The organism is Alkalibacillus salilacus, from assembly GCF_030812915.1.
GTDB classification, from domain to species: domain Bacteria; phylum Bacillota; class Bacilli; order Bacillales; family Alkalibacillaceae; genus Alkalibacillus; species Alkalibacillus salilacus.
Window position 1 is genome coordinate 157,084 of record NZ_JAUSTQ010000001.1, and the last position, 12,428, is coordinate 169,511.

A 12,428-nucleotide genomic window follows, 5' to 3' on the forward strand; every position below is an offset into this window, starting at 1 on the left:
TGTGACGGCCCGGACGGCCTAATGTCGACGTTGGTCACAGGACGTGACCGCTTTTAGTCGACCAGGAGTCGCCACCTTCGCTTCTCACAATTCAACAACTAAGTGCTACACCATTTGAAAATCAACACTAAACTTTAACAGGGCTATTAAAAAAAGAGCTGAGGTTAATCCTCAGCTCTTGTAGTAGCGGCGTTCTGGGCGACCTACGATTCCATATTCTAATTCTGCTTGGCATTCATTTTCTGAAATTAAATATTCTAAATAGCGTCTAGCTGTTGTGCGAGATGCCCCCATTTGTTCGCCCATCTCTTCTGCTGTTATGCCGACTTCTTTTTGCAAGATGTCTTGAACCTTTTTAAGTGTTAATGGGTCAATGCCTTTTGGTGTATCTTCTGGCAAGGACTCATTTTTTCCACCTTTTTGTCTACCGAAATAGTCATCTAAGAAACGTTGATCAACCTCGTCTCGTTCGTCTAATGAAGCCCGAAATTCTTTAAAGGATTCAACCGCTTCAACAAATCGCTCGATTGTTACAGGCTTAATAATATAATCAAAAACACCATTCTGTAAGGCTTGTTCGACGATGTCACGGTCAGTTCCAGCACTAATCATGATGATACCAATATGAGGATGAATAGCTTTTATTTCAGTTATGATATCTGTCCCTAAACGATCAGGCATATAAATATCTAACAATATCAAGTCCACATCATGATGACTCAACTTCGTTAATGTGTCTTCTGCTGTCAAAGCTTTGAAGACAACCTCGCAATCAGGCACCTTCTCTAAAAACCCTTCATGAATAGAAGCAACACGGTAATCATCTTCTGTAATGGCTATTTTTAACGCCACTTTCATCACCTGCTTTCTTTCGGAATATAAACAGTGAAGACTGTACCTTGACCGATTTGGCTCGACAATTCAATCGACCCGTCTAATTCATTGACCACTTCATCGACAACAGATAATCCATAACCCCGGTCATGATCATAATCCTTTGTAGAAAAACCTTTATCAAAAATGGTCTGTTGCTCATCTATTGGGATACCCGGACCATTATCGCTAATCTCAAAAATCACATCTCGACCGTAATCTAATACAGAGAAGGTCACATGAGGATCATTTTGGTTTTGAACGGCTTCAAATGCATTATCAATTAAATTACCTAATATCGTCACAAGTTTCGACGTACTTACATGAGCTGGTAACGGAGCACATGTGCTTGCAGGATCAATGGCTAAGTTGACTTTTTGCTCCGAAGCTTTCCCTAGCTTTCCGAGTAAAATTGCTTGTACAGCTTGATCTTCAATGCTAGAAAATAATGTTTTCGTTTGCTGGTGATGTTGTTTCGATTCTTCTTGAATCATGTTAATGGCTTCATCATAATGCCCTAATTGAAGTAGGCCGGATAACACATGTAATTTATTCGTATACTCATGTGTTTGAGCTCTTAGATCTTCAGAATACCGTTTCACTTCTGACAGCGTATTGATCATACCCTGTAATTCTGTCCGATCACGGAAACTGGCAACAGCCCCTACAACCTCTCCTTCTTCTAAAATCGGCATACGGTTCACAATGTAGACGCGATCTTTTAACATCATTTCATCATCATAGACCGCTTCGCCCTGATGAAGCACATCTAGCATTTTCGTATTGGGTAGAATATCATTGATATGTTGATATTTCATGTCCTCGCTTAAATCTAACATTTCCCGTGCAGAATGGTTCATAATCGTGATATAGCCATCGCCATCTATTGCGATGATGCCTTCTTTCACTGACCGTAATACAGCTTTTCGTTCGCGGTAGAAATTCACAATCTCATGCGGTTCAAGTCCTAAAATATCATCACGAATGCTCCGCGTTAAGGCGATACTACCTACTATACCGACACCTAGAATAATAGTTGCAATAATAAAGACGATTTGTAGGCGACTGAAAATCACGCTTCGTATATCCTCGATCATAAACCCAACAGATACAAGGCCAATCACTTCATCTTGGTCATTAAAAATCGGCGCTTTCCCGCGTAAGGATGGCCCGAGTGATCCAACTGCTTCTGAGGTATAGTACTCTTCATCAATTAACGCTTGATCATTATCGCCACCAACCATTCGTTTACCGATTCGTTCTTCAAGTGGATGTGAGTAACGAATGCTATCTTTATTTCCGACAACGATAAATTCTGCTCCGACTTGTTCACGAATACTCTCAGCAATGGGCTGAATCGTCTCAGATGGGTTCTCATCATCAAACGCTTCTATGACTTCTGGCGTTAAAGAAATCGAAGTCGCCACATCAAGCGCACGTTGCCCCATCTGGTCCTTCGTCTGATTCCATTCTATGTATGAGTAAACGCCTGTAATAAAGACTGTCACAATTAATAATAGAGAAATAACGGACGTTAATATTTTTGTTCGGAGTGAGACTTTTTTCAGCATAGAGCTTAGCTCCCTTAATTATAATCACATTCAGTTTATCCTTAAATTTTAAATGCGACAATAGGAAACTCGTTAACTCGCTTTCAAGGGGCTATACAATAGACTTACTCAAACTCTATTAACTGATAAAAAGTTTAAAACATGAACATTTTTTACTTTACAAACATATGTTTATATCTTAAACTTTTGTTATAGTTAGTGAAACGCTTTCATTTTAAGGAGGTGAGTCTGTGGATAAAGAGGAACAGATTCTACAAATCATACGATTCAATCCATATATTACCCAACAGGAACTTGCTGATCAGATTGGGCTATCGCGTCCAGCTGTTGCAAATTATATCAAGCGATTAATCGAAGCCGGACGCATTAAAGGTCGTGCATACGTCCTTAATGATGAACAAACGATTGCTTGCGTCGGGGGTGCTAATGTTGACCGTAAAGCCCACGCCTTACAAGCAGTACGGCTTCAGTCATCAAACCCTGTAAAAACTGAGGAATCCTTAGGCGGCGTCGCTCGTAATGTTGCCGAAAACTTAGCCCGCTTAAATCTAAGGCCTGGCTTGACCACTGTTGTCGGGCAGGATAAAGAAGGCGAATGGTTGCGTGATGCATCTTTCAAACTTGGGCTAGATACACAAATGATGATGACCTTATCTCAAGAGCGAACAGGAACATACAGCGCATTCCTTGACCCTAGTGGTGAACTCGTTGTCTCTATGGCAGATATGGCCATTTATGACGCATTAACCAAACAGCTTATTCAGCAAAAATGGTCGCATATAAAGCAAGCCAATGCGATTTTCCTTGATACGAATATTGCTACTGATGCCTTACAAGAAGTCATTGAACAGTCAGCTAAACAGCAATTAACAGTTTTTGTTGACCCAGTATCATCCATTAAGGCAGAGAAATTACCTAAAGATTTAACAGGCGTACACACAATCTTACCTAATCAAGAAGAAGCCGAAACTTTATCAGGCATCACGATTAATCATGAACAAGATTACGCTTTAGCGTGCCAAAAGTTGCTTGATCAAGGTGTACAACAAGTCGTCTTAACATTGGGCGCAAAAGGTATTTATTACTATAGCCAAGACGAATCAGGTTTTATTGAAGCCTTACCCGTTGATGTGAAGGATGTCACAGGGGCTGGTGACGCTTTTACTTCAGGTGTGATTTACGGGGCAACACAACAAATGTCACTCAGTGAATCTTGTCGTTTTGGACTTGGTTGCGCAACCGTCACCCTAGAGTCAGAACAATCTTGTGCAGAAGATTTGTCCGTCGAAACGGTTTATAACAAATTAAAGGAGTTGAATTAAGATGGAACAATTTTTATCTTATACAGGAGAAGTGCGTGACGCTCTAGAAAACGGAAAGCCAGTCGTTGCACTCGAATCAACCATCATTTCACACGGATTACCCTACCCAGAAAATATGGATATGGCGAAAAAAGTTGAAAATATCATTCGTGATCAAGGAGCTGTACCTGCAACGATCGGTCTTATGGACGGGAAGATTAAGATTGGTCTAACAGAAGAAGAGCTCTATACATTTGCGACAGAAGAAGGCATTCATAAAGTAAGCCGTCGTGACTTTGGTCACGTCATTGCGAAGAAAGAAATTGGTGCGACAACCGTAGCTGGAACGATGATTGCAGCTAATTTAGCAGGTATTCGTGTCTTTGCGACAGGCGGTATTGGTGGTGTCCACCGTGAAGGTGAATATACTTGGGACGTTTCAGCTGACCTACAAGAATTAGCTCAAACTAACGTAGCAGTCGTCTGTGCTGGAGCGAAATCGATTCTAGATATCGGCCGTACGCTTGAATACTTAGAAACACATGGTGTACCAGTTGTTGGTTACAAGACGAGCACTTTCCCTTCGTTCTATTCACGCGAAAGCGAATTCGATGTCGACTTCCAAATTGACAATTCTGAAGACGTGGCGAAAACATTACAAACGAAGTGGCAGCTTGGCTTAGAGGGTGGCGCTGTGATCGCGAACCCTGTACCTGAAGCTTCAGAGATCCCTTTCGATCAAATCGAAAGCGTGATCGAACAAGCTTTAAGTGATGCTAAAGCTGAGAATGTGACAGGTAAAGATGTGACACCCTACATCCTAAGCAAAGTGAAATCACTTACTGATGGACAAAGTCTAGAAACTAATCTAGCGCTTGTCTATCACAATGCTGAAGTTGCAGGTCAAATCGCCGCTTCATATCATCAATAAATATGTAAAAGCAGTGGCTCCGTTGCCACTGCTTTTTTATTGCACATCATCATAAGTTAAATTATTATCCACATCGCCGTTTTCATCGAGCAACTGAACAAATGATTCATACTCATCTGAGATGTCATCCGCTCGCTTTAACGCTTCTCCTTTTGTGTCGAAGGTTTCTACATCATCTTCTTGATCCACTATATACACATGCCAATCTTCTCCTTCAGGCCTTACAATGACGCCGTGGTCTATCATTTCTGGCCGACCTTCACTGGTTGATTTTTCTTTTTCGCTCATAACCCATCGCCTCCTCGCCTTTAATATGCGAGGCTGCTTTAATATTTATTCCTTTGAAATAGGTGGATAGAAAACGACGAGTAGTCATTACTTCGAGCCGCCTCGAGCATCGACCGACCAAATTTCACCTGTCGAAACAACATATGAATCAAATAAATTCACCGTCACACAAGCATGATTAGGAATGATGTGAATCGTGTCGTTAATCGCTAACGGACAATTAGAATCGGGGTCAATCGGGATTACGCCATGTTCTTCAGACAATTTTTCGATCATGAGTTCAGGGTGTTCGGCGACATAGCCAAATCCAACGACTGATTCATTACCGTGAGCGCCTTTTTCTAGTGATAGGGCTTTACTTCCTGCATCAATCACAAGTCGGTTCGTATGTTTCGAAGCGACGGTTGCTTTTACCGTCACAGCACAATCTTCAGGCTTTGCGACACCTAAGCCAACTTGAACCATATCATAAAATATCGCATTCCCAGGCCTAATATCCGTGACACCATCATACACACCTGCATCAAAAACAGTTGGTGTGGTGCCTATACTACGATGAGGGATCGTGATGCCAGCATCTTCACAGCGTCCAGCACTTGTAACGACACTTTCCGCTTCCTGCTTTGCTATTGCCAGTCGTTCATCTTCTGATGTAGCACCATAGGCATGACCTGCATGCGTATAAATTCCCGTCAAATTCAACCCTGGTAATTCCGACACATATTGAGCGAGCTTAGCTGCTTCTTCACCTGGTTCAACCCCACAACGATTAAGGCCTGAATTCACTTTCAACCAGACATCCACTGATTCTTGTACAAACGCTTCGCTTAAGAGATCGGCACCAACTGTTGTATCAATACTGACAATCATATGCGCTCTTTCAGCTAACGTTTTTAAACGAGCTATCTTTTCGGCTTTTGTGATGGGATAAGCAACCATCACGGATGGAATCCCAGCATCAATCATCACTTCCGCTTCATCTAAAGTAGCAACCGTTACTCCGACAGCACCAGCGTCCATTTGCTTTCGTGCAATCTGTTTACTTTTATGGGTTTTGACATGTGGCCTGAAACTTAACTCATTCTCTTTAGCAAACGTCGCTAATCGATCTAAATTTCTTTCCATAACCTTGGCATTCAGACATAATTGTGGCGTATCTTCAGTCATCATGAACTCCCTCCTCTGCTATCCTAATCGTAACATGAGCTTTCTAAATTAATGAAAATCCTTCATCGCTTTCATCAAACTTTCATATTTCTTATGTATCATCAAGACATTAGAGGAGGGACACTGCGGCAATCACAACAGCAATCATTGATGCCCTTTTATTACTGATTAATTGGCTAGCCGGTCTATTAACTGGCCGACTATTTGCAGCATTAGCGTATCCTAGCTTAGCGAATGCTTTATATTTTGCCGTAATCATTTCGTTCATCTTGTTTATTCGGTGTCTCACTGATTTTTGTTTCACAATGGGCAATAAATATAGGTAGAAGTTCAAGAAAGAAGTGAAATTATTATAAACATTGGAAAGGGATACACGATTAACAAAAGTTTTTCGTGACATGCATTTCAGTTAAGATAGATTCGTGTATTGTACATAAATAATTCAGGATTTGCCCTACACTCAAAAATGAGAAAATAATAAAGTGGGGAGATTGAAAAGATGATATTTTTAAATTTTGTTTCTCTACAGTTTTTTGGTAAACTAATTTAAAATGATTAATCATCTTAAATTAGGCTCAAATAGGAGGATTTATTATGAAACGTAGTCCAGAATCGCTTTTTGAAAACATAGCCCAAGATAATGAGGTATTACAGTTATTTAAACATCACTCATTACGTGTCATGTATCTATCCACAATGTTAGCTAAAAAAGTGGGGTGTTATGATGATGATTTAAGAGTTGCAGCTTTTTTACACGACATAGGTAAAATTGGTATCGCGAAAGAAATATTATTAAAACCAGGTAAGCTTAATACTATTGAAAAAACTATTGTAGAAAGTCATAGCCATATTGGCAATTCCATTGTTCGAAAAGAGCTTGGGAGAACACGTGCTGCTGAGTTTATCAGAGACCATCATGAAGATTGGAATGGCACTGGTTATCCACGTCGTTTAGTAGGAGAAGAAATTTCAGTGCAAGGGCGTATTATTCGAATATGTGATTCCTTCGATACGATGACTTATGATATTCGAAACTACAAACTAACCAAAATGTCCTATCATGAGGCTTTCGAAGAACTAAAGAGGTGTTCTTGGACCCAATTTGATGGTAATTTGGTAGAAACTTTTATTGACTTGTTAATAAAATTAGAGCTTCCTGATTCTTGGTATGATACTTATGATTCAGCTTTCTTAGAGAAAATATATAAAGAAATTGAAGAACCGACAGACTTTTTGTAACATTAGAATCAATATACTTGCATTAGATAGCTTTAGCCTGGCTTTAATTGTTTTTAGTTGGGAGCACTTTTTATTAATTCATTAGCTTATATTTATCTAGACAGTAAAATAATAACATATGAAGAATTCCTACTCGATGATGAATTCAATGATAAATATAGGAGGATGGGTGAACCTACAACACCAATTAGAGCAAATAAAATTTATGTTAAGGACCTAGTGAAATCATATAAAGAACAAGGTTTAAATGACAGTTTGCCAATTAAAGTTAGACAGACGTTCTAACCCAAAAAGATACCTGACAAAAGAATAATCATTACGTTACACATTTTTTATTCATAATATTACAGTAATTGATAAAACCACAAGCTTATAAATCTCATTTTATGGAGATAACATTGAAAAACCCCTGAAAATATAAATTCCTTATTTAAGTAGACATTATATATACTATTTGTCTTTTGCGAGTTTCTTTCTATTCGGAGCGAGTGGTGGTTGTTCTAACCATTTATTTTCAGTCATTAAATTGAACCATTCTTTTGTAATCGTTAGATTCTTTAATATAATTTTCTCATATGTTGTCGTGAGATCTATTCGCATCGCAGATGAAAGACCTGACCCGTGGTAAGATTGTGAAGATTGTAATAAGACCCCAATATGATATAACATTAATTTATCTGAAAAGGGAGATTCTTGAGAAGAAGTAACTTCTGATTCCCAAGACACAGGAACGGGCAAATTATCTCCTTTTAGTATTTTTCCTAATGATTGAATTTGCTTGTCAGATGCATTTTGGATGCTTTCTAAAAATTTTCTAACCTCTTTCGATTGTGTTACTTGGCTAAATCCGATAGAAAGCGTTTTTTCCATTATCTTCTTTTTTAAATTAAGAGATAGAGCGATAATTTCTGTTGAGGCTAATGGACGTTTATCTCCAAAATAACCATCTATAAATTCCTGTCCTGTAACAAATTCAGGTTTCTTATCAGGATAAAAATAAGGGTCTCGTTGTAAATGTCCCTTTTCCAGTAGCAACTCGGTTGTTCGATGGTACATGCTCATCCCATCATTACTACATGAATCATAAAAATGCCTTAGGTCTTTTCTAACAGAAGAACTAAGTGAAGTAGAATGTCCTAATAAGCCATGAAGCGTCATCATTTGTAAATAGTGCAAACAGAAAATATCAGAAAATAATCTTTTAGTCCCTTTATTAAGGTCTGATTCAGTAAAACCAACTGGGACTGGAAATCCTTCGTTTTCCATAAATAGTTTTATCTGATTTTTTTGTGTATCAAATATCTTGATCGCATCTTCGAAAAGTAATTTTATTTTATCATCTTCGACAATGGATAGCATGTATCTATTGATAATATCAACAGCTGTTCCATTTACATATTCGCCCCACAATGTCCCGACTTCAGCAGATGTGAGTTTTAATTCTTCTTTATCCATGTAATCACCTCATTAATACCCTCCCCAAAATACTGGACTTTATAAGGGAAGTTCTAACAGAAGAGTTGGGTTAACGATTGTTGAAGAAATGGTTGAAAGTCATCAAGGTAACATCGGAATCACGAGTCACGGCAATCGCAATACCTTTTGGTTCACTATTCCAATCCATAAATAATCCCTCATGTGCGATTTCAGGCACATGAGGGATTTGTTTAACAGAATGAATCTTTAGATTTGGGTACGGATAAACCGAAGAGAGGCCGTAGATACAGGGCCAAGAATGTTCCTGCTAGAGCTAGAATGCCCCAGATATAACCATGTAGACTAAATGATGCAATACCACCAAAGTAAGCACCAATATTACAACCAAAGGCCAAACGAGCACCATAGCCCATGAATAAACCACCGATCACAGCAGCCGAAACATTGCCTTTTGTTAGACGAGTAAATTTAAACAAGCCACCTGCTGCTGATGCGATAAACGCACCTATAATGACACCGAAGTTAAGCACCGTCGTTGAATCCGTTAAAATCGATGCTTCTAGCGCCTGAGCACTTTCGCCTGACCAATAAGCCCAACTTGCGACATCAAAGCCAATAAAGTCTGCTGCTTTAGATCCCCAAAGAGCAAATGCTGACGTGACACCCCACGGTGAACCACGCGTCATAAGGGTAAGGGCGTTTAAGACAGCTAACGCAATCGCTGCTGCGAATAATGGCCAAGAGCCACGGAATAAACGTTTCCATCCTTTAGTCGATGGAACTGTCGCCATTTTTGGCGCGTTACGACGACGTTCTATGACGAGCGTCAACCAAGCGACAAACCCGAAAATTGCTATCGACAACAACCACGCACCACCATAACCGAAACCAGTTGTTTCAGCGAGTGATACGGGTTGATAAGCTGGTAAATCTTCAGTCCAGAACGGCAGGTGAGCCGCTCCAATCGTTGAACCTACAATAAAGAATAGTAATGTCACAAGCATCACCGTACGACCGCCACCAACGGCATAAAGCGTACCTGATGCACAGCCACCACCTAACTGCATGCCAATTCCAAATAAAAAGGCACCCACTAGTAAACTCACACCAACAGGAGATACATACCCCGACACTGGTGTATCAAAAAATGAAACACCAAATGCTAGAATTGGAGCGAACAAGGTCACAGCTGCCGCTAACATGACCATATGCGAGCGCATTGCCTTACCATTACCGACCGACATTAACCGACGAAATGCTGAGGTAAAACCAAAGCGCGCATGAAACAGCGTATAGCCTAACAAGAGACCAATCACTAATAATAAGGCTTGAACGCCACTATAAGAGACCATCAAATGAACCATTAATCCTGCCGCTACAATTAACGCAGCAATAATTAGCTTCATTTGTGGTTTATTTAAACCTGTCTCGTCTTCTTTGACAGTAACAGGGTCTTTTACTTCATCAACCGGCTGTACTTTTGTTGCCAATTTGAAAACCACCTTTTTCTGATAAATTTAATCGGAATTATAATTACATAGATTACTATATTCGCTACACCCTTGTTTCGTCAATCAAAAAACTTCAAATCACATAAAAAATCTCCTGCTATTTTTTAACAGGAGATTATCGTCCACCTAAGTTTTCTTTAAATAATCCACCAAACCAAGCGCGCAAACACTCATATCCATTTCAAGGAGTTGGTACACCTCATCATCTCGCGCTACTCCAAGACTATCTAGATACGCTACAACCCGATTAATCAAAGCTTGACGAACAGCTTCAACTTGATGATCTGGTTCCGTTCTAACCGCTTCTTCACTTAGCTCCAAAAATATCGGCAACCAATCCCGCATTTGCTCGTAAACAACTTGTGGCTCCGTCGAACGTCCAAAATGGCCAAAATGAATCGCATCTACTTCAAGTGCTTCGATTCGTCTTAGCGATTCTAACATGGCTTCTGGGTCAAATTGATTAGGAGACGTCGATGGTAAGACGAATGTTTCACCATAAGGTAATAGATGCGGATAATAAACGCCGATCGTATCTCCCGTATAAATCGCATTCGCCTTCGAATCATGAATCGACAGATGATGTTTGGCGTGACCTGGTGTATCGTAAAATGTGAGTGACCGTGAACCAATTGTCAGTTCACTCCCATCTTCCTGCTCAACAAATCGATCTTCAGGCACAGGCAAGACAGGATCAAACAGTTCATCAAATTGGTCACCGTATACGGCTCTTGCTCCTTGAACAAGTTTAGTAGGATCAGCTAAATGCCGTTTTCCCCGTGGATGAACATGTACTGTTGCGTTCGGGCAATTTTGGAGTAACAACCCTACTCCTCCTGCGTGATCTAAATGGACATGCGTCACAATAATATGTTCCACATTTCCAGGGTCCTCCCCCATTTCTTTTAATCCCTCAATTAAAAAAGGAATTGACGGGCTTGCGCTCGTCTCTATGACTGTTAATGCCTCATCTCGAATGATATAACTCCCTGTCCGATTAGGTAGATTTAAATCATATAAGTCAATTAACGTTACACCGTAATCTAGCGTTTCTAACTTCGACATCATACCCCTCATTTCTAAGATCTACTTTAGTTATATCATTCGTTTGTAAACGCTTATATTCCTTCTTAATGAATAACCTTTTCCGTTTTAGTCATTATTTGATTAATTTTGAACAACCTATAGGAATTAAATAATTTAAATTTGGTAATATTAGTATCTAATAACTGCAAAATTTCTAGTTATATGGTATTATTTAACTACTCTTTTTGTAGGAGGTCGCTTTATGGGACCATTAAACATTAGGCCTGCAGGACCAAACGACTTTAACACGATTGATGACATCATTCATATCAATGCAAACGATTCATCAAGAAAAAATGGTTACCCATTTTTAAATAATGTTAAAGACCTAGAAAAGGCCATCGAATCCTATCAAAATCATTTCCATCATTGCGCCATGATGATCTATTTAAACAAAGATTCCATAGGATTCACGGGATTACTTTATGAAGAGGGAGACTATGAGGCATGGGTGGTCGGTCCTTATTTAAATAACCTCTATTATTCTACCACCTTAATACAAATTGTCTTAGAAGAACTTCTTCATATAAGCCACAACTCTTTTACATCCATTTATTTACATGTACCAACAGAAAACGAAGCCTTAATGCAAGCAGCCAAGTGGCTAAATATGGATGTTTTGGAACAGAAAGAACATTACTTTACTTTTGTAGCTTCATTAAATAACACGCTGACACTTTGAGTCAGCGTGTTTTGAATTATTCTTCGCCTTCGTCATCACTACTACTGTCATCACCAGAATCACTGCTGTCACTGCTGTCACCGCTGTCACCGCTATTACCGCTATCTCCATCACTACCATCTTCGTTCATATCAACTTCTAAATTAACATCTTCTTCATCACCACCGCCATCATCTCCGAACATTGGAAATACAAAAAAGATAAAGAAGCCTAAAACTAATAGAGTGATAACAATTGCTGTAACCGCCTTGATTGCCGCTGAACCAGTACGGCTTGGATCTTCATGTCTTTCCACATGTTCTTTTTTTTCATCTACCATGCTAACCCTCCTTCATCTAATAC

The 12,428-nt window shown here is 39.5% G+C and carries 12 protein-coding genes; 4 read left to right on the top strand and 8 right to left on the bottom strand.

Going from position 1 to position 12,428, the window contains the following annotated elements:
* Window positions 1–171 precede the first annotated feature (171 nt).
* Both J2S77_RS00785 and J2S77_RS00790 read right to left on the bottom strand, forming a co-directional pair.
* Window positions 172–852: a response regulator gene (locus J2S77_RS00785; RefSeq protein ID WP_306973740.1), complete on the bottom strand. Its 681-nt coding sequence runs from the start codon at window positions 850–852 to the stop codon at window positions 172–174.
* Between the two features lie 5 nt (window positions 853–857).
* Window positions 858–2,444, bottom strand: coding sequence for an ATP-binding protein (locus J2S77_RS00790; protein ID WP_306973742.1), 1,587 nt, complete (start codon window positions 2,442–2,444; stop codon window positions 858–860).
* A 230-nt stretch (window positions 2,445–2,674) separates the two neighbouring features.
* Here J2S77_RS00790 and J2S77_RS00795 point away from each other — a divergent pair, with 230 nt between their 5' ends.
* Window positions 2,675–3,766: a carbohydrate kinase gene (locus J2S77_RS00795; RefSeq protein WP_306973744.1), complete on the top strand. Its 1,092-nt coding sequence runs from the start codon at window positions 2,675–2,677 to the stop codon at window positions 3,764–3,766.
* Between the two features lies 1 nt (window position 3,767).
* Entirely contained in the window at window positions 3,768–4,676 is a 909-nt protein-coding gene (locus tag J2S77_RS00800; RefSeq protein WP_306973746.1) for a pseudouridine-5'-phosphate glycosidase, read from the top strand.
* A gap of 36 nt (window positions 4,677–4,712) precedes the next feature.
* Here J2S77_RS00800 and J2S77_RS00805 read toward each other — a convergent pair whose 3' ends face one another.
* Both J2S77_RS00805 and J2S77_RS00810 read right to left on the bottom strand, forming a co-directional pair.
* Entirely contained in the window at window positions 4,713–4,964 is a 252-nt protein-coding gene (locus tag J2S77_RS00805; protein WP_306973748.1) for a hypothetical protein, read from the bottom strand.
* Window positions 4,965–5,051: 87 nt separating this feature from the next.
* Complete coding sequence (locus tag J2S77_RS00810) at window positions 5,052–6,131, bottom strand: alanine racemase (RefSeq protein WP_306973750.1); 1,080 nt, start codon at window positions 6,129–6,131, stop codon at window positions 5,052–5,054.
* Between the two features lie 594 nt (window positions 6,132–6,725).
* Here J2S77_RS00810 and J2S77_RS00815 point away from each other — a divergent pair.
* Window positions 6,726–7,370: an HD-GYP domain-containing protein gene (locus tag J2S77_RS00815; protein WP_306973752.1), complete on the top strand. Its 645-nt coding sequence runs from the start codon at window positions 6,726–6,728 to the stop codon at window positions 7,368–7,370.
* Window positions 7,371–7,820: 450 nt separating this feature from the next.
* Here J2S77_RS00815 and J2S77_RS00820 read toward each other — a convergent pair whose 3' ends face one another.
* From J2S77_RS00820 to J2S77_RS00830, 3 genes are all read right to left on the bottom strand, one after another.
* Window positions 7,821–8,825, bottom strand: coding sequence for a DUF3231 family protein (locus J2S77_RS00820; RefSeq protein WP_306973753.1), 1,005 nt, complete (start codon window positions 8,823–8,825; stop codon window positions 7,821–7,823).
* Between the two features lie 212 nt (window positions 8,826–9,037).
* Complete coding sequence (locus tag J2S77_RS00825) at window positions 9,038–10,297, bottom strand: YeeE/YedE family protein (RefSeq protein ID WP_306973754.1); 1,260 nt, start codon at window positions 10,295–10,297, stop codon at window positions 9,038–9,040.
* A gap of 147 nt (window positions 10,298–10,444) precedes the next feature.
* Window positions 10,445–11,383 (bottom strand): MBL fold metallo-hydrolase, encoded by a 939-nt coding sequence (locus J2S77_RS00830; RefSeq protein WP_306973756.1) that lies wholly within the window; start codon window positions 11,381–11,383, stop codon window positions 10,445–10,447.
* Between the two features lie 223 nt (window positions 11,384–11,606).
* Here J2S77_RS00830 and J2S77_RS00835 point away from each other — a divergent pair, with 223 nt between their 5' ends.
* The gene (locus J2S77_RS00835; protein WP_306973758.1) at window positions 11,607–12,086 is read left to right on the top strand and encodes a hypothetical protein; all 480 of its coding nucleotides are present in this window, start codon (window positions 11,607–11,609) and stop codon (window positions 12,084–12,086) included.
* Window positions 12,087–12,102: 16 nt separating this feature from the next.
* Here the strand turns inward: J2S77_RS00835 and J2S77_RS00840 are convergent, their stop codons facing one another.
* Window positions 12,103–12,405 carry a hypothetical protein gene (locus tag J2S77_RS00840; RefSeq protein WP_306973760.1) on the bottom strand — a complete coding sequence of 101 codons (303 nt, stop codon included), beginning with the start codon at window positions 12,403–12,405 and terminating at the stop codon, window positions 12,103–12,105.
* Window positions 12,406–12,428: the final 23 nt, after the last annotated feature.

Bases quoted from the DNA above. Each gene is read 5' to 3' on its own strand.
- J2S77_RS00800 (WP_306973746.1), top strand. From the start codon at position 3,768: ATGGAACAATTTTTATCTTATACAGGAGAAGTGCGTGACGCTCTAGAA.
- J2S77_RS00835 (WP_306973758.1), top strand. From the start codon at position 11,607: ATGGGACCATTAAACATTAGGCCTGCAGGACCAAACGACTTTAACACG.
- J2S77_RS00840 (WP_306973760.1), bottom strand. From the start codon at position 12,405: ATGGTAGATGAAAAAAAAGAACATGTGGAAAGACATGAAGATCCAAGC.
- J2S77_RS00830 (WP_306973756.1), bottom strand. From the start codon at position 11,383: ATGTCGAAGTTAGAAACGCTAGATTACGGTGTAACGTTAATTGACTTA.
- J2S77_RS00805 (WP_306973748.1), bottom strand. From the start codon at position 4,964: ATGAGCGAAAAAGAAAAATCAACCAGTGAAGGTCGGCCAGAAATGATA.
- J2S77_RS00810 (WP_306973750.1), bottom strand. From the start codon at position 6,131: ATGACTGAAGATACGCCACAATTATGTCTGAATGCCAAGGTTATGGAA.
- J2S77_RS00790 (WP_306973742.1), bottom strand. From the start codon at position 2,444: ATGCTGAAAAAAGTCTCACTCCGAACAAAAATATTAACGTCCGTTATT.
- J2S77_RS00820 (WP_306973753.1), bottom strand. From the start codon at position 8,825: ATGGATAAAGAAGAATTAAAACTCACATCTGCTGAAGTCGGGACATTG.
- J2S77_RS00815 (WP_306973752.1), top strand. From the start codon at position 6,726: ATGAAACGTAGTCCAGAATCGCTTTTTGAAAACATAGCCCAAGATAAT.